16 protein-coding genes, 1 riboswitch and 1 other annotated feature are annotated in these 16,715 nt (G+C 52.1%); of the genes, 1 reads left to right on the forward strand and 15 read right to left on the reverse strand.

Going from position 1 to position 16,715, the window contains the following annotated elements:
* From TJ79_RS09750 to TJ79_RS09760, 3 genes are all read right to left on the reverse strand, one after another.
* A partial coding sequence (locus TJ79_RS09750; RefSeq protein WP_040950119.1) for a vWA domain-containing protein occupies positions 1 to 205 on the reverse strand: 205 nt, incomplete at its 3' end.
* A 32-nt stretch (positions 206 to 237) separates the two neighbouring features.
* A complete protein-coding gene (locus tag TJ79_RS25860; protein ID WP_052339442.1) occupies positions 238 to 4,467 on the reverse strand; it encodes a fibronectin type III domain-containing protein in 4,230 nt (1,409 codons plus the stop codon).
* A gap of 168 nt (positions 4,468 to 4,635) precedes the next feature.
* Positions 4,636 to 4,736, reverse strand: a riboswitch (cyclic di-GMP riboswitch).
* A 255-nt stretch (positions 4,737 to 4,991) separates the two neighbouring features.
* Complete coding sequence (locus TJ79_RS09760; RefSeq protein ID WP_081756813.1) at positions 4,992 to 5,897, reverse strand: D-alanyl-D-alanine carboxypeptidase family protein; 906 nt, start codon at positions 5,895 to 5,897, stop codon at positions 4,992 to 4,994.
* Between the two features lie 182 nt (positions 5,898 to 6,079).
* On the opposite strand from TJ79_RS09760, the gene TJ79_RS09765 reads away from it, so the two are divergent.
* Positions 6,080 to 6,640 carry an NUDIX domain-containing protein gene (locus TJ79_RS09765; RefSeq protein WP_238322922.1) on the forward strand — a complete coding sequence of 187 codons (561 nt, stop codon included), beginning with the start codon at positions 6,080 to 6,082 and terminating at the stop codon, positions 6,638 to 6,640.
* 75 nt (positions 6,641 to 6,715) lie between these two features.
* Here TJ79_RS09765 and obgE read toward each other — a convergent pair whose 3' ends face one another.
* The 12 genes from obgE to mreD form a co-directional block, all read right to left on the reverse strand.
* The gene (obgE, locus tag TJ79_RS09770) at positions 6,716 to 8,023 is read right to left on the reverse strand and encodes a GTPase ObgE (RefSeq protein WP_040950120.1); all 1,308 of its coding nucleotides are present in this window, start codon (positions 8,021 to 8,023) and stop codon (positions 6,716 to 6,718) included.
* A gap of 56 nt (positions 8,024 to 8,079) precedes the next feature.
* Complete coding sequence (locus TJ79_RS25865; RefSeq protein ID WP_052339443.1) at positions 8,080 to 8,826, reverse strand: Spo0B domain-containing protein; 747 nt, start codon at positions 8,824 to 8,826, stop codon at positions 8,080 to 8,082.
* Between the two features lie 99 nt (positions 8,827 to 8,925).
* Positions 8,926 to 9,237 carry a 50S ribosomal protein L27 gene (rpmA, locus tag TJ79_RS09780; protein WP_040950121.1) on the reverse strand — a complete coding sequence of 104 codons (312 nt, stop codon included), beginning with the start codon at positions 9,235 to 9,237 and terminating at the stop codon, positions 8,926 to 8,928.
* A 22-nt stretch (positions 9,238 to 9,259) separates the two neighbouring features.
* A complete protein-coding gene (locus TJ79_RS09785) occupies positions 9,260 to 9,589 on the reverse strand; it encodes a ribosomal-processing cysteine protease Prp (protein ID WP_040950122.1) in 330 nt (109 codons plus the stop codon).
* Positions 9,590 to 9,595: 6 nt separating this feature from the next.
* On the reverse strand, positions 9,596 to 9,907 hold the full coding sequence (gene rplU / locus TJ79_RS09790; protein ID WP_040950123.1) for a 50S ribosomal protein L21: 312 nt from the start codon (positions 9,905 to 9,907) through the stop codon (positions 9,596 to 9,598).
* 12 nt (positions 9,908 to 9,919) lie between these two features.
* Positions 9,920 to 10,007: a sequence feature (ribosomal protein L21 leader region), on the reverse strand.
* Positions 10,008 to 10,129: 122 nt separating this feature from the next.
* A complete protein-coding gene (locus TJ79_RS09795) occupies positions 10,130 to 11,374 on the reverse strand; it encodes an Rne/Rng family ribonuclease (RefSeq protein WP_040950124.1) in 1,245 nt (414 codons plus the stop codon).
* A gap of 26 nt (positions 11,375 to 11,400) precedes the next feature.
* Positions 11,401 to 12,282, reverse strand: a complete 882-nt coding sequence (locus tag TJ79_RS09800; RefSeq protein WP_040950125.1) for a M50 family metallopeptidase — start codon at positions 12,280 to 12,282, stop codon at positions 11,401 to 11,403.
* Complete coding sequence (locus TJ79_RS09805) at positions 12,275 to 13,258, reverse strand: peptidoglycan DD-metalloendopeptidase family protein (protein WP_040950126.1); 984 nt, start codon at positions 13,256 to 13,258, stop codon at positions 12,275 to 12,277. Before TJ79_RS09805 ends, TJ79_RS09800 begins: the two co-directional genes overlap by 8 nt.
* Before the next feature lie 116 nt (positions 13,259 to 13,374).
* Positions 13,375 to 14,529 carry an FtsW/RodA/SpoVE family cell cycle protein gene (locus tag TJ79_RS09810; protein ID WP_040950127.1) on the reverse strand — a complete coding sequence of 385 codons (1,155 nt, stop codon included), beginning with the start codon at positions 14,527 to 14,529 and terminating at the stop codon, positions 13,375 to 13,377.
* 12 nt (positions 14,530 to 14,541) lie between these two features.
* On the reverse strand, positions 14,542 to 15,336 hold the full coding sequence (gene minD / locus TJ79_RS09815) for a septum site-determining protein MinD (protein WP_040950128.1): 795 nt from the start codon (positions 15,334 to 15,336) through the stop codon (positions 14,542 to 14,544).
* An 18-nt stretch (positions 15,337 to 15,354) separates the two neighbouring features.
* Complete coding sequence (minC, locus tag TJ79_RS09820; protein ID WP_040950129.1) at positions 15,355 to 16,014, reverse strand: septum site-determining protein MinC; 660 nt, start codon at positions 16,012 to 16,014, stop codon at positions 15,355 to 15,357.
* 63 nt (positions 16,015 to 16,077) lie between these two features.
* On the reverse strand, positions 16,078 to 16,602 hold the full coding sequence (mreD, locus tag TJ79_RS09825) for a rod shape-determining protein MreD (protein WP_040950130.1): 525 nt from the start codon (positions 16,600 to 16,602) through the stop codon (positions 16,078 to 16,080).
* Positions 16,603 to 16,715 lie beyond the last annotated feature (113 nt).

The raw sequence follows: 16,715 nt of genomic DNA on the forward strand, positions 1-16,715 counted from the left end.
TGTGTGCCTTGGCGGTCTCAGCGACAAACTGAGTGACATTGTTCTTGACGTTGCTGATCACCCCGCCCATCGAACCCGTCGTATCGATGACAAAAACGATATCGGCTTTTCTTTCGGTCTGGGCGAAAACCGTCCCCAAGCCGGAAGGAAAGGCGAGTATAACGATCAATAATAGTGCCCATATTCGAATCCATTTGCTTCTCATCGACGTCCTCCCCATTGTTATTGCGCAACGAATCAATCGACGGTATACGTGATTTTGGAATCTTCGTTGGATTTGGCTAAGAATCGAATAATGTTAACGGTTGTTTTGGTCGCGTTCGTCACGGAGAATACAATTTTCCCGTTCGCATGCTCCACAACCGTAAGATTCGTCCCCTCAATCTTCCCGGGTTTCAGTTCCCGATCCGGCGTAGCGGCGCACAAGTCAAGCACTTCCAGTTCGTCCGGATCATAGGTGACGGTGATGAGCCGTTCCGATAGACCCTCCTGCTTGGATGCGACGACTACAAAGTTGAAGATTGTATCCTGTCCCACGTTGACGGTCATCTCGGGAGTCGTTCGCTCTTTGATCATCTCCGACCAATCGCTTTTCCCGCTATGATTCGACGCCCTTACTCGGAATGTATGCATCGTATTCGCATCCAAATTGGCATATAGATACTCAGTCCGGGTTATGGCGGATACCACTTTCCCGTCTATCTCAAGGTCGTAGTTATCAGCGTCCTTCACGCTGTTCCATTGCAGGGAAATGGAATTAGTGGTGGCCGTAGCCCGCAAATTTCCAGGCGTATCGGGTGTTGTTGTAAGCGTCCGGCTCGTACTCCACTGGCTCCATTCGCTGGTTACACTGGCGTTCTTCGCCCGCACGCGGTAGGTGTGAATGGTATTCGGCAACAATCCGTTGTGAACGAAAATGGAACTGCTCCCCGCATCAATCACGGCATTATCCGCTTCTACCTCGTAACCGGTCGCCCCGACGACTTCGTCCCATTCAATGGCGATCTGTCTGGATGTCGCCTTGATCCCGGTAATCACCGGAGTAGCCAGCGCCGTCGATTGGGTCAAAGCTTCGCTCCATTCTCCGGTTTGCCCGTCGCTGACAGCCCGAACCCGATACGCATGCCAGGAGTAAGGAAGTAAGCCGGCGTGCAAATATGAAGTGCCCGTTCCTGCGTCGATGGTTTCTCCGTCGATCATGAGCTCATATCTCGTCGCGCCAGAAACGCTGGACCAGGTGAGTGAAATCGAAGTCTGCGTAATGGCTGCCACTGCCAGTTGAGGTTTATCCAAACCGGTAGAAGCCGAGAGGTACGAGCTCCACTCACCGGTACCAGCACGGCTATGTGCCCTTACGCGGTAGCGATGATCGGTAAATGGGAGCAGATTCTTATGAACAAAGGTTGTGTTAAGACCGACATCCGTCAGCTTTCCGTCCGCTTCCACCTCGTAGCCTGTAGCGCCGATCACCGGGTCCCACGTCAGTGAAATTTCTTTGCTTGTTACAGCGGCGCGCAAATTGGTGGGGACATCGGACAGCGTTGTCCTGGTAATGGAGGCGCTCCATTTCCCAATGTTCGGACCGTTCTTCGCCCTGACGCGATAGGTGTGCTCCGCATTAGTCGACAAACCGGAATGAAGGTAGGTAGTGCCCGATCCGTTATCCAATACCGCCCCGTCGACCTCGATGTCATAACCGGTTGCACCCGCCACCTCGTCCCAGGCAACGGAAATATTCGAGCTGCCTGCTGTTGCACGCAGATTTAATGGGATGGAAGGCAGCGTCGTCGCCGTCACGCTCCCGCTCCATTCGCTTGCTCCTTCCCGATTGACCGACTTGATCCGATAGGTATGGGTCGTATTAGAGGCCAATCCGCCGTGCATATATTGGGTTCCCGCAATGCCGGTGACGACCGTACCGTCAACTTCCAAATCGTAGCTCTCCGCTCCGGAAACGGCATCCCAAGTCAAGCTGATGGAGGTGTCATCCGGAACGGCGCGCAAGGAACCTGCCGTCCCCGGCAGAGTCGACTTTGCAACGACCGAACTCCAGGCGCCTGGGCCGCTGGAGTTTTTGGCGCGGATGCGGAAGGTGCGCTGCATGTTCGGATTCAGATTCTTCTCCGTATAGCTGGTTATGTTGCCGTTATCGATGACGGTATTGTTTGTTTCAATGTCATAACCGGTCGCGCCTGTCACTTCGTCCCAAACAAGCTCCACTGAGCTGCTGCCGGACTGGATGCGAATGTTTTGGGGAATACCCGGTAAAGTCCATATATCCGTTAGCCCTGACCAATCCCCTTTGATGTCTCCGCCGTTGGCGCGAATCCGATATCCGTGTTCCGTACCCGAATCCAACGGCCCATGTACGAAGGCATTGACATTAGCCAGGGAATAGATGCCTCCATCCGCCTCTACTTCATAGCCGTCTGCGTTAAAAACCGGCGACCAGATGAGAGTCATATCAGATGAGGACGGGCTGGTGCTTACAACCGGTGCCGCAAAAGGCTTCAATTGGTTTTGCGGAATGAGCGCATTCCCTTCGGAATCACTTTCCCAATAAAGAGCAGCTTTGGGTTGCCCGCCAAAGTCGGCATATTCCATTTGGATCTCGTATGGAATCCCGGCTTCGAGATCCAATTCGCCTGTGTAGCGATGATCTCCGTTCCCTGCGGACCATTGGTCGATAAGTAAAACGCCGTTGACCCACAGCCTGACCCCGCCCTTAACATCAGTCGTAAAACGGTAAGTCTCGGAATAACGAGCCGTGAGAAAGCCGGTCCATCTGACGGAAAAGCTACCGTCGTCCAACCCGGGAGAAGTGATAGACGACTGCAGATTCAAATCAACTTGCGGATCTAGAGAAGTTATCCGCTCGCCGTTCAAATTGGATTCTGAGTAATACTCGGCTTTTAATCCGTAAGAAGTGTATTTCAACTTCGTATAACCATTGGTTCCCGTTCCGGTATGAACAATCGGCAATGTATTGGCATTCATATTGCCCCCGACCGCCAAGACGCCTCCGACTTCAAAATCCAAATGACTGTTAACATGCAACTCATCCCGCACGAATAAATCTCCCTTTTGCACGGTGATAATTGCCGTATTGTTGTTAGAAATCAGCGAGCCTACCAACATTTCTTGTTCGATGTCCATCTGAACATTGGTATTGATATGCATGCTATTCTTGACTATGAGGCGTTTGGCGCCGACGGTGAGGGTGCCGTTATTGTAGATCAAATCCCCTGCCGCAAAATCCCCATCTGCCCGCACAGTAGATTCATTGTTGAGGTGTACGGCTCCTTGCACCCAAAGGTTGCCCCCGCTGATCATAGAAGTGGAATTGGGAGAAAGGACTGAAAGGGACAAGCCGCTATTTCCGTTGAGATCGCCCTTAACTATCAAAGCACCGTAAATCGTAACAGCAAGGTTGCGATTAACATTCATACCATCAGCGATCAGGAAGACCGGTTTTTCCGGAGTTCCTAAGGTAAGTGGAGAATCCAGATTCAAATATCCGGTCTTCAGATAAACGACCGGCTGCGTACTGGCTTGAACGGATGCTTGCAAGCTTAGGGCATCGCTTCCCGTACTGGAAACGGCCTGCGCGTCGGCAAGACGCAGCAGCTGATCCAGCGATTGAAGCTGAGCATTTAAATAATCGCCTATGGTATTTTGCAGCCCATCTACTTTGATGCTGGGCAAAGCATTATGGACGTTGCTTTGAGTTCCCGAGAGAATGATTTTATTTCCAGGGACCTTATTCTGCACCGCAGGCAGACCGATATAGGGAAGCTCCATCGTGCTTGTAACGGGCAAGACCGGATCAACCGTCACTTGCCGAATATAGGTTTGATCGGATGCTTCGGTTCCCCGCAGTGTCAGCTTCCCGTCTTTTACGCTAACCGTTTTTTGAATCGTGTCCTCTTCTCCGGCTGATAGAACATGGTGATCCCACAACAAAGTATCTTCCGCGAACAGGGTATTGTCGCTCCCGTATACAGCGCTGCCTACGCTGACAGACACCTTGTAGGTGCCGTTAGGTAGTTCCAATTCCCACGTTCCGTTTGATTGTACCTGGATCGCGGTATCGCCAACGGCTCCATAAACGCTTTTGGAAACTGAGCTATCCAATTCCGCAACAGAATTATCTGTTTCCGTAACCGGAGTATCCGTTTCCGTAACCGGAGTATCCATTTCCGCAACAGAGCTGCCTGTTTCGGAAACCCAATTGTCCGTATGATCAAAATTCCAACCATATGTATAGCCATTGCGCTCCCCATAAACTTCGCCGTAATCGGGTAAAGCGTGATCCTCCAAAGGAACATCCGGGGACTGAAATGATATGGTGAGATTATGGATGGGAGAATCCGCAAAGACAGGCGGCGCCGCCAAAGGCAGCAGCCAGGACAAAAACATAACAAAACAAATAATTTTTGCGAGTAACGGCATGATAGTTCTTTTCATCCTTCATTTCCTCCTTCTCTTTCAGGTAATTACAAAACGTCTTATTAGCTCGATATTAATATCACTTCCATTCTTGTGTATTTCGGCCTATGCATCATAGGCTGCTTTGTCGGAACGGACGCGCCACCCATTCGTTAAAGCTTTTTTTTAACAAAAAAAGCCCTTGAAGCCAGCAGCCCGGCTATCTTGGCATCAGTTCGGTATAAACTGATACTTTAGACCCGTGGCTTTGCGTCCCCAACTTTCGTCTGGGTTTGCCTTTTATAGATTCAAAAGCTCTAGATGGTGATTATTAGGTTTTTTGGCAATTTAAATAAACTAAAATATATTTATCTATTTCTCCATTTTTTTCAAATGACCTTTTGAATTTTGTATTTATTTGTGAACAAATGTAAAATATTTTAATATTTTGGCATATGATAGTGCATTATTGTCGGTATACTTCGAATCATGGATGATTCTGACAGATACCTAAGAAAACAAAGCAAAACAAAAAACCTGCCGTTTGGCAGGTTTTTTTTGCTTCATTTCTTCGAGCCGTCATCCATCCCAAACCCATAGGCAAACAGCTTCTCCGTCTCTGTGAAACGAGCGTCGGCCGTCGGCGTTCCCATGACGACAGCGATGAGCCGCCGTCCGTTCTGCTCCGCCGTTCCGGTGAAGCAATAGCCGGCGTCGTCGGTATAGCCGGTCTTTAGCCCGTCATTTCCAGGATAGGCGAAAGCCCCTCCCGGCAGCATCTGGTTCGTGCTGGGCAGCGCGGGCTTGCCCGGCAGCTTAACCTCCTCCTTGCGGGTAATGTCCAAAATGAGCGGGTACCGCTTGATGAGATAAGCGGCGAGCCGAGCCGAATCCCGGGCTGTCATCCGGGTATCTCCCGCGGTTGCCGCACCCTCCAGTCCCCGCAAATCCGCAGCGGGTAAGCCTGTGGCATTGGCGAATTTCGTTTTGCTGGATAGGCCGATCTCTTTGGCTTTCTTATTCATTTGGCGAACGAAATCCTTTTCCGTCCCGCCCACCAGCTCGGCTAATGCGACGGCGGCATCATTAGCTGAATAGATGGCGGTGGCGTTCATAAGCTCCTCGACCGTTAGTTTTTCTCCTTGCTGGAGATCCGCTTGAGCTCCGGGAACACTGGCTGCATAGGCGCTTACGTGAACCGTCTCGTTCCAGTGAATCTTCCCTGCGCCAATGGCGTCCAACACCAGGAGCTCCGTCATCATTTTCGACATGCTGGCGGGCGCATAAGGAGCATCGGCGTGTTTTGCAAAATAAAACTCTCCGGACTCCGGATCCAACAGCACCGCTGCTTTCGCATCCAGCACCAGACCGTTCGACTGCTCAAAACTGCTAACCGCCGGCGCGATCTCTTTCTTGTACAGCAGCACCGCCAATAAACAAATGACGATGATCAAAATCATTTTTTTCATGAAACCTGGCCCTCGCTTCTCCTTGCGTCCTTCCGGAACATCGCGACCTTCCGTGGAAACGCATCTTCGCCTCCAGTTTACAGGTGCTTTTTTAAGAAAAGAGAAACGGAAGCTTAAGAAAAGTTTAAGTTTTCCGCAGGAGAAGGTGGGGCGGCCGGTTGCTTCCGCAATTCTCCGTCTTTATGATAGAGGAAACGGTTTTTGCGAAAGGAATGACATCCATGACGCTGAACTTACGGTTGATGGCAACCGCCATGCTTTTTAACGGCGGCGATCTCTTGATGATGAAGCGCGCCCCCACCCGATCTCTCCATCCCAACTTTTGGGCGGCGGTCGGGGGGCATATAGAGCCGGAGGAGATGAACACGCCCCTCAAGGCGATTTTAAGAGAAATCCAAGAAGAAACCGGGTTGACGGAACAGGATCTGACGGGTTTGCGCATGCAATACATTCTCGTCCGCCGCAAAGACGATGAAATCCGCCAGCAGTTTTTCTATGTTGGAGAAACCCTCAGGCGGGATGTCGGCTTAACGGAAGAAGGGGAGCTGCACTGGATTCCCCAGGAAGAGGTGCTCCATGAGGAGCGGAGCATTCCATTCGTATATCGCGCGTTGTTGGCCCATTATTTTGAGTTCGGACCGGCGCCTCATCTCTGGATGGGAACAGCCGGTTGGACCGATATCGCGGCCCCCGGCACTCCGGCGATCCATTGGATTCCGCTGATCGACCCGCATGTGCTCTAGAGCAAAAATGAAAAAGCAGTTCACGGCTTTTGTTCCGTGAACTGCTTTTATTTTGCGACACATCTTTTTCGTACCTTATTCGTGTTCCACAAATTCAAACTCAAAATCGCCTATGCGCACCAGATGCCCGTCTTCCGCTCCCCGCTCCCGCAGCATCCGCTCGATGCCGCGTTTACGGACGATACGGCCAAAGCGCAGCAAAGCATCCTGAGAGTTAAGCTGCATGCGTTTGACCATTTTCTCCAGGCTGGGGCTTTCGACGATGAACAAATCATTCTCTCGTCGGATTGTCACGTCGTCGATGTCATCCGGATCCGCATAACGATATACCTTCCGCTCCTCTTGAGCCTCCACATCCTCGACGACAACCTCTTCCGGGATGGAATCGAGAATATCGACGGCTTTGTATAGAAGTTCTTGGACGCCTTTGCGGGATGCAGCGGAAATCGGATAAATCAAGATGTCCTCGCGGCCGATTTCAGCCAACTTGCTGCGGAAATCCTCAAGGTTGTCCTCCGCTTCGGGAATGTCCATTTTATTGGCAGCAACTATTTGCGGACGATCTTCCAGCTTGGCGTTATACAGCTTCAGCTCTTCGTTGATTTTCTGCCAATCATCAAAAGGAACTCGGCCTTCGGTACTTGCCATGTCGATGACATGGATGATCACCCTCGTCCGCTCCACGTGGCGCAAAAACTCATGGCCTAAGCCGACGCCGGCATGAGCGCCCTCGATCAGCCCCGGCAAGTCGGCCATAACGAAGCTGCGGCCATCGCCCACGTCGACGACGCCTAAGTTAGGCGTCAGGGTCGTGAACGGATAAGCGGCGATTTTCGGCTGGGCAGCGGACACCACGGAAAGCAGCGTCGATTTGCCGACGCTAGGAAAGCCCACCAGGCCGACATCCGCCATTACCTTCAGCTCCAGAACGATCCAGCGTTCCTGACCTTCCTCGCCCCTCTCGGCGATTTCCGGTGCCGTATTGGCCACCGTTACGAAGCGGGTATTGCCCCGCCCGCCGCGTCCGCCTTTGGCTACGACAATCTCCTGGCCGTGACGGGTCAAGTCGGCCAGTACTTCCTGAGTATCGTCATCGATCACGACCGTACCCGGAGGAACGCGGACGATCATATGATCCGCATTGGCTCCGTGCATGCTTTTATTACGGCCTTTTACGCCCCGGTCCGCCTTGAAATGGCGCTGATAGCGAAAATCCATCAAAGTCCGCAAGCCTTCATCGACGCGGAAGATAACGTTGCCGCCATGGCCGCCGTCGCCGCCTGCCGGTCCGCCTTCAGGAACGTATTTTTCACGGCGGAATGCGACGATTCCGTCGCCGCCGTCGCCGCCTTTTACGAATATTTTTGCCTTATCGATAAACATGATGCCACCTCCACTTTCATCTGCTGCACCGTTTTTCACGCTGCCGATGGGTATTCCTATGCTGAATCTGCTCCTTGTTTGAAAAACGGCACACGAAGGTTTGCGCTGATCCCTGCATCCGCTGCTTCCAGCTCAAGGGTAACCTGTTCGGCGGAATAAGCCGCGATCAGAGCCTCCAACTTTTCACGGATACCGGGGTGATATTCTCCTTCATAGACGAAATCGAGGAGAAGCGCATCCTGTTCCTCCTCAAAGGCCAAACTTAATTGGTTGGCTTCGCCGCCTGAAGAAGAGATGGAACAAACGTTGAAACTCGTCACGGTTTCCCGGATGAGGCGGGTAACCCGGTTTCCATGAAGGGGAAGCTTCGAAAGATGAATTTCCTGGTCAAATTCAAATTCCAAATTGAATGAGTGCTCCTCCATGCGGAAACGGTAATAGAAGGCGATGAGATCCGGGTCGCCCAGCTTGGCGACACAGCTCTCCTGATAGGCTTTCGCATTTATTTTATCCATGAAATCCAGAAGCTTATCATATTTCTGCAGCTTCGCATACCCGAGCAGCACTTGAATGTCGTTCATCCAGTCATGCCGATAGACAGACAGCATGCGAATCATGCGCGCCTTTTCCAAATCCTCATGACGTCGTTTCAACCCGTGCCAGATAAGGGTTGCACCGCATGCAACAGGAAAAAGGGCGATTATCCGAACGACGAGTGCAGACCACCCGATCATGACCGAGAGTCCAAGAATCAACAAGACAAGTCCCCATGAAACGGAACCCCAGAGCTTCCACCGTTTCATCCTATCTCTTCCTTCCGCCTTGGCCAGCAATCTTTCCCATTCTTCTTCATGAGAGAAAAAGCCCCGGCGCCGGGCCGAGGCTTTAGTTCTGTCGGGTTATTAACGTTCGATGGAAGCTGCAACCGGAGCTGCAACTGCCGGGTAGACGCTCACTTTCTTACGGTCGCGTCCCCAGCGTTCGAATTTCACAACGCCTTCTACCATAGCGAACAGTGTGTCATCCGAACCGATGCCAACGTTGTTGCCCGGGTGAATCTTGGTGCCGCGTTGGCGCACCAGGATGCTGCCCGCGGTTACCACTTGGCCGTCTGCACGCTTCACGCCAAGGCGTTTGGCAATGCTGTCACGACCGTTCTTCGTGGAACCTACCCCTTTTTTGGATGCGAACAACTGAAGGTTAAGTTTCAACATTTGAGTCTACCTCCTTCTTCGGTCATTTGTCTTGCACTTGAATATATGCACCGTAGGTCTCTTCGATTGATATCAGCATAACCACCATAGACTCAAGCAGCAGCTGAACCTCCGCACGCTTTCCTTCGTCCCCATCCTGCGGGATGCGGGCACTCAGGAACCCGTCCTTCATTCTGCTAACCGGCACCACTCCCGTTAACTTCTCGACGGCATTCACCGTTCCGACCGTTACGGCGGATACGCCGGCACAGACAATATCTTCGCCAGGGTCTGCGTAGCTCGCATGTCCTTTTACCTGAAACGAGAGGATATTGCGGTCCGCTTTGCTCCGTTCAATGCGAACACGAATCATGCCTGATTACCCTTGGATCTTTTCGATCACAACTTTGGTGTAAGGCTGACGGTGGCCTTGCTTGCGACGGTAGTTCTTCTTCGCTTTGTATTTGAAAACGATGATTTTCTTGTCCTTGCCGTGTTTTTCCACTTTCGCGGACACGGTTGCGCCGGCTACTACCGGAGCGCCGATGGTCAGTCCGTTATCACCGGAAACAGCCAGCACACGGTCAAAAGTAACCGTTTCGCCTTCAGCTGCAGTCAGCTTTTCGATAAAGACGACATCGCCTTCTTGAACCTTGTATTGCTTTCCGCCGGTTTCAATGATTGCGTACATTCGTTGCACCTCCTCATGTCTAAGACTCGCCTGTGCCAGGTGGCGTAAAACGCTAACGGCTTCACGCGCTTCAACCCGCTTCGTGCGGTTGGGGCATGTTTGACAACACACTGAACTATAGTATCACAGCCCGGGGGCGAATGCAATGCATTTCCTAAAGGATAAACGGTTAACGCAGTCCTTTCAGGACAAGCGGCGTTTACAATAGTGGAATAAGACTTATTATATTGAGAACCGGGAGTGGGTTTTCCCGCTGCCGCCGCAAGATGAGCAGGTCTCGTAGAGACGAACCTCCAGCGCCTTGCGCTTTTTCTTCCGGGTCATTTCAAACAGCCCCAACTTCGTCCATCCGACCAAAAAAGCGCGGGAGCGGTCGCCTTGAATCGCTTCTCCCAATCGTTTCTGCACTTCGTGGCGATGCTCCTCCATGCGCATGTCGATGAAATCGATGACGATAATGCCGCCGATATCTCGAAGCCGCAACAAGTGGGCGATCTCCTCGGCTGCTTCCAGATTGGTCTCAAACACTGTCATTTCCAGGTCATCCCCGCCTGTATAGCGGCCTGTATTCACATCAATCACCGTCATGGCCTCGGCTTGATCGATTACGAGATACCCCCCGCTCGGGAAAAAGACTTTACGTTTGTAGGCGGTTTCCAGTTGACTTAAAACGGAATAGGCCTGGAACAGAGGGACGTTGTCCGTGTGAACGCGTATGCGAACTGCCAACTCTGGACTCATCCCGGATAAAAGGCGAACCAGCTCCGCCGCCAGCTCCGCGTCATCGATAATCATCTCGTCGACCCGTTCGGTAAATAAATCCCGCACAAGCCGGGGGATGAGATCGAGATCGCGGTAGACGAGACTAGGCGCATCCACTTCATCCGCGTAACTTAGAGCGGAACGCCAGAGATCGCGGAGCAGCTCCCAATCCCGGCGCAGCGCTTCTTCTCCCGCTCCTTCCGCTGCCGTACGGAGAATAATGCCGTCCCGGGGGTCCCGCAGCTCGTCCCCCAGCGCCTTCAACCGCGCGCGGTCCTCGGCTGCGGAGATTTTACGGGAGACGGCGGTATATCCGGCTTCGGGCATGTAGACCAGCCATCTACCGGGGATGGCAAAATGAGTGGTGACCCGGGCACCTTTCGCTCCAATGGACTCCTTCTTGATCTGCACCAGCAAGGTTTGCCCAACGTGCAACAGGGTAGAAATGCAGGGCTTGTCTTCTGCATGGGCATAGAGATAAAGAGGAAGCAGATCATCCCGGTAAAGAAACGCATTTTTACCCATACCGATGTCGATGAATGCCGCCTGCATGCCCTTCAGAACATTCACCACCCGTCCTTTGTAGACGTTGCCCGCCCGCTCGTGTTCTTCCGGCCCTTCCATATAAAATTCGGCCAACCGGCCGTTTTCCAGTATAGCGACCCGGCTCCAGCCGTTCTTGCATTCCACAACGATTTGATTCATGATAACCTCCGCTAAACCTGTACCGTTTATTTTATCATGAACACGTCGGATATGGCACGATTCGATTGCTCTCCGGCAAAGAACAAGCGCAAGAAGCTTTGTTCGGTCACGACTCGGCGGATACTACCCTGCTCTCCGCATATGTAGATCAGATGATATTTTTCCCGCATGAACATTTGCGCAATATCACCCATCGTCCTCCTACCCGTCACCAAGAGCGGCTGAGCCGCGCCCCCCTTCAGCAGAAACAGTGCCGCCCGCCGCTCTCGTCCTGCCAAAAAGCGCAGAAATTGAAAGCTCACATGCTTCATGCTGAACCAATTGGAGGCGGCAAGAAATAATGCCACCGCCAGTAAGTTGAGATGGATTCCCGTTGAATAGAGGGGAATGACAGCCGCAACCGCAAGGAGAAGGCTTAGGGCAAAACTGATCCGGGTGCCGACGAGCAGCGCCTTATGAAAGCTGATGGAATAACTAAGCAGAGCAAGGGTTACCCGGCCTCCGTCTAGTGGAAGAACCGGCAGCAGGTTGAACCCGCCAACCAAGAGATTGGCTTTGATAAAATAATCCCACCATTCGGCATTTTGCCCGATAGCGACCTTCATAATCAGTCCGATGGCGATCATCACTGCATTTTGCAGCGGTCCGGCCAGTGCGATAAGTATCTCTTCCTTCGCGGGCATCCCATTACTCTCTTCCGTCACAGCTACCCCGCCGAAGGGCAACAGCTGCACTTCCTTCACACGCCAGCCAAAGCTGCGGGCCGCCGCCACATGGCCAAGCTCATGGATCAGTACGATGGCGAAAAGAGTCAGCAGCTCGATAAAATAACCGGCTGCGATGGATACCAACATCAACAGGATGAACAAGGGATGGAAGCGATAGGCCGTGCCGAATACCTTAATCAAACCGCACCACTTCCGCCGGGTCCATCACATTCTTGTCCTTGGTCAGCGCAAAATAAAGTGCACCCTTGCCGTTCGTAGGGTTGGTCCCCGCGCTTCCGATAATTCCGCCGGCTTCTACCCAATTTCCTTTTTCCATATCACCGGGAGTGAGATAACCATAGGTCGTCTCGTACCCGCTGCTGTGCCGGAGCACAACGGTATAGCCCGTATCCGTGCGATACCCGGCAAAACGGACGATTCCCGTATCCATCGCCGCTACAGGGCTCCCAGGAACGGCGCTTATCTCCATCCATGGATGACCGTTGGAGAACGGCGTTACTACTACCCCGGCCAGGGGACGCGTAAAGCTTTTCTGCTTCCCGCCAACCTGACGGGTATTCGCGCTGTTATCGGTATGAAAAGCAGGCAGAAAGGATGGCAAATCCCCGAACCGGTTCTCATACCACACCGATACGGCAGCGAAGTCCCACTCTTTATCCAGCATATTGCGGAAAACCTGCTTAACAGGTTCAGACCCGGAAACGGGATAATGGAACAATCCCCAAAGAGCAGCCAAAAGCATCGCACTGAGAACAAGCTGAATCCGAAACCGACGCACAGCGCCTATGAGATAACCGGATGATTCCTCATTCTCCGGTATGACTATGCGGCTGCCCCCGTATAAAGAATCGCCTGACGGACGACGGGCGAACAGCTCCTTCTCTTTCATTTTCCATACCTCTTCCGGGTCCCGTTCCTCGGCAACATGCACAGAGCCTGTCTGGCTTGCCCCGAGCCTTTCCGGTTCTATCAACACCTGATCATCCGGATAAATCGGCCCCCCATTGCCACTGGTGGGATCCCATCTGCCATAGTCCGCCTCGTCTCGCTCATAGGCGGAGCTTGCGAACCGTTCTCTGTCCGATGACGGCCCATGCCCCCGCAGCTCACGGATACGTTCTTCCCGCCTGCGGCGGACATTTTTCTTCGTCTCCACGCTCGATTCCCCCGATCACAGGCTTGTTTACTAGAGCATATGACCGGCGGACAAGGTTTATGGCAACAAAAAAAGCACCCGCAATGGGTGCTTTCGTTCAGCTTGATGATCGTCCATCATTCTTCCAGCGGCTTGTTTCCGTGGATGCGTACGCTCATGACAAGACCGATAGCCATCATATTGATCAGAAGCGAGGTGCCTCCATAACTGATAAACGGCAGGGTGATACCGGTGAGTGGCATAATGTCGATGAGCATGCCGATGTTTTGGAAAATTTGAAACACATACAGCGATACGATGCCGATGATCATGTACCCGCCGTTGCGGTCCTCGCTTTCCTGCGCGATGATGATCATTCGGTAGATGAGGAAGAAGTATGCCATCAGCAGCCCCGCGCTGCCAAGGAAGCCAAACTCCTCTCCCACCACCACGAAAATCGTATCCGAATAGGCGACGTAGATCAGGTTGTTATGGGTAGCATAGCCCTTCTTGTAGCCTTCTCCCGTCAGACTTCCCGACCCGATAGCCATCTTCGCTTGGTCCACCTGGCGACTTTTATCTTTATCCGCGTTTGCCGGATCGAGGAACGAATCCAGCCTTACCATCCAGTGGGCCGCTCCGATGGATTCCGTCATCTTCTTCATTTCATCATGGTGGTTATGGTAGAAGAAAAGAAACAAGGCGGCGAATCCGGCTACGATAGCGGTGCCGATCAGCACATGGGTCAGCTTGATGTTTCCGATCCAATAGATGCCAAGCAGAATAACCATCAAAATAATGGCGTTGCCCATATCAGGCTGCGCGACGATCAATAAAAAGGGAAAAAAGACGATGAGTCCCATGGGGATGACGTCCTTTTTCATCTGCAGCTTCTCACCGTTTCGTTTTGCCAAAAAAGCCGCCAGGGTGATAATGACGATGATCTTCATTAATTCCGCTGGCTGAAAGTCCGTGAACTTTAGATCATACCAGCCTTTGGCGCCCCCCCTCTCGACGCCCAAAGGAGAAAACAGGCCGATGAGGAGAACGATCCCGAGACCGTACAAAACATAGGCATATTTCAGGTAATAGCGGTAATTGATGAAAGCGATAAAGAACATGGCCACGAAACCCATGCAGAAAAACATAATATTTTTCGAGGGAAACCCCTTATCAGCATAAAGGGTGTCCATCGTGGCGCTAATCAGCACCATTGTGCCGAACACCATGAAGACCAGCAAAACCGCTACTATGGACCAGTCCGTCTTTTTTATTTTTTGAATGAATAACATAGTACCGCCTGCCTAACCCATTCCAAAAAATTTCTTCATCTTCTTCAGCATCCCCGGTTTCCCTTGGAGGGAAAGAAGCGGAACCGTATCGCCCAATATGCGCCGTGCGATATTCCGGTAAGCGATGGCTGCCTGGGACGAAGGATCCATCACCGTCGGCTGACCGCTATTGGCCGCTTTGATGACGTGCTCGTCGTCCGGTACGATGCCCAGCAAATCGATGGATAAAACTTGACAGATTTCATCGATATCCAACATTTCGCCCTTTTGAACCATGCTGTGGCGGATACGGTTGATAATCAGCTTCGGTTCGCTGATGTTTTCACTTTCCAACAGACCGATAATCCGGTCGGCGTCGCGAACGGCGGCATTTTCCGGAGTAGTGACAACGATAGCCTTATCCGCACCGGCTACTGCGTTTTTAAAGCCCTGCTCGATACCGGCCGGACAATCGATAATGACGTACTCGAATTGCTTTTTCAATTCCAAAACGACTTTACGCACGCCTTCCGGAGAAACGGCATGTTTGTCCTTCGTCTGGGCGGCGGGCAGCAAGTACAGTTCCTCGAATCGTTTGTCCTTGATCAAAGCTTGCTCAAGCCGTGCGTTGCCTTCCACGACATCGACCAAATTATAGACGATGCGGTTTTCCAGCCCCATGATGACATCCAGATTGCGCAGGCCGATATCCGTATCCACCATGCACACCTTCTTGCCTTGCAACGCAAGCGCAGTACCCAAGTTGGCTGAAGTCGTCGTTTTGCCGACGCCTCCCTTGCCAGACGTAATGACGATCGCCTCTCCCATAGGCTCACTCCCCATCTATTACAGCATATTTTGCCCTTTCGGACGGATGCGGAACAACTGATTCATCTTGTCGATTTCCATGGCGCCATCACGTACATAGGCGAATTCCATATGCGCCTCCTCGATGCCCCATTCATCTGGCGGACGGCTGATGATGCCGGCTATCCGCAGCTGAGTCGGCTGCATATAGGACGCCGTAATAATCGCCTGCTCGTTGCCCTCAAATCCTGCATGAGCCAGTCCTCGCAAGGATCCCATGACGTAGATGTCCCCATGGGCTTGAATCGTGCCGCCTGGGTTGACATCACCAAGAAGCAGCACACTGCCCGGATGGGTCACGGTTTGTCCCGACCGGATCATGGCGCGAATAATCTTCACTTCCTCTACGCCTTCGATCGGAACTTCTTCGCCTTCCGGAGGGTTCGTCTCGATAGATTGGATATGGAGATTATCTCGTTTCCCAATGATCTCGCTGATTTCTTCCCGATCTGCATCGTTGATGATCCGGCTTCCCAGCTTTACCTGTACGTTGATGGCCGGTCCGGAAAAAAACTTATCATGGCTTTGATTCATTTTCTGCTGCAATTCCTGCACCATATCGGTATAGCGGCAGGAATCATTCAAAATGAAGACAAGTCCGTCTTTGACTCCTTTAATGGTGACATTAGGCTTACTCAACGGCTTTAGACTCCCTTCCGGACTTTAGCGAGCACCGCTACAAGCGCCCGCACATCCTCGCTTTCATTCTGTTCTCACCCTTTGGGCTTTAACCCGTTCCAGCAGGTTGCGCACCGGGATGTAGATCAGGAGAGCAAACAGCAGATTAATAAAAATGCTGGGAAGGATCTGTTGCAAAAAAACCCGCTCAGGTGTAAGGCGGGTAACCGCCAATACTCTATAAATTCCATAAATGAGCCACTCGAACGTAAATTCACTGACTGCGACGACAAACAAACTGGTCAAAATATTGCCCTGAGGCTTGAACCGGAACATCCCCGCCAAGTAGCCGACGACTCCCATTGCCATACAAAAAGTGCCGATCATCGGGCCGTAGTATACGATGTCGTGAAGAAGTCCGAAGCCTAACCCAAACACCAATCCCGTGCGTCGGCCCAGGAAAATGCCGATGTAGCAGACGAGGACCATGACCAGGTGGGGAGATACGACGATGGAGGATTGCCATTCCACCGGAATCATCCAATTTAGCCAGGTACCCTCGATGAGAAAAAAGAACATCAGAATCAACGTCAACTTACTGAGTTGCATATGTCCCTCCTACTCCGGCACTTCCACGACCAACACCTCGCGAAGGTGGATAAAATCAGCTGCAGGCTCGATATGCGCCAGGTTGTTTAAGCCGAATTCGTCCACTTCCACGG

This window comes from Gorillibacterium massiliense (assembly GCF_000455485.1).
Classification (GTDB): Bacteria; Bacillota; Bacilli; order Paenibacillales; family NBRC-103111; genus Gorillibacterium; species Gorillibacterium massiliense.

Bases quoted from the DNA above. Each gene is read 5' to 3' on its own strand.
- minD (WP_040950128.1), bottom strand. From the start codon at position 15,336: ATGGGAGAGGCGATCGTCATTACGTCTGGCAAGGGAGGCGTCGGCAAA.
- TJ79_RS09760 (WP_081756813.1), bottom strand. From the start codon at position 5,897: ATGAAAAAAATGATTTTGATCATCGTCATTTGTTTATTGGCGGTGCTG.
- rplU (WP_040950123.1), bottom strand. From the start codon at position 9,907: ATGTACGCAATCATTGAAACCGGCGGAAAGCAATACAAGGTTCAAGAA.
- TJ79_RS09810 (WP_040950127.1), bottom strand. From the start codon at position 14,529: ATGTTATTCATTCAAAAAATAAAAAAGACGGACTGGTCCATAGTAGCG.
- mreD (WP_040950130.1), bottom strand. From the start codon at position 16,602: ATGCAACTCAGTAAGTTGACGTTGATTCTGATGTTCTTTTTTCTCATC.
- TJ79_RS09765 (WP_238322922.1), top strand. From the start codon at position 6,080: ATGATAGAGGAAACGGTTTTTGCGAAAGGAATGACATCCATGACGCTG.
- obgE (WP_040950120.1), bottom strand. From the start codon at position 8,023: ATGTTTATCGATAAGGCAAAAATATTCGTAAAAGGCGGCGACGGCGGC.
- TJ79_RS25860 (WP_052339442.1), bottom strand. From the start codon at position 4,467: ATGAAAAGAACTATCATGCCGTTACTCGCAAAAATTATTTGTTTTGTT.
- TJ79_RS09795 (WP_040950124.1), bottom strand. From the start codon at position 11,374: ATGAATCAAATCGTTGTGGAATGCAAGAACGGCTGGAGCCGGGTCGCT.
- TJ79_RS25865 (WP_052339443.1), bottom strand. From the start codon at position 8,826: ATGAAACGGTGGAAGCTCTGGGGTTCCGTTTCATGGGGACTTGTCTTG.
- TJ79_RS09785 (WP_040950122.1), bottom strand. From the start codon at position 9,589: ATGATTCGTGTTCGCATTGAACGGAGCAAAGCGGACCGCAATATCCTC.
- rpmA (WP_040950121.1), bottom strand. From the start codon at position 9,237: ATGTTGAAACTTAACCTTCAGTTGTTCGCATCCAAAAAAGGGGTAGGT.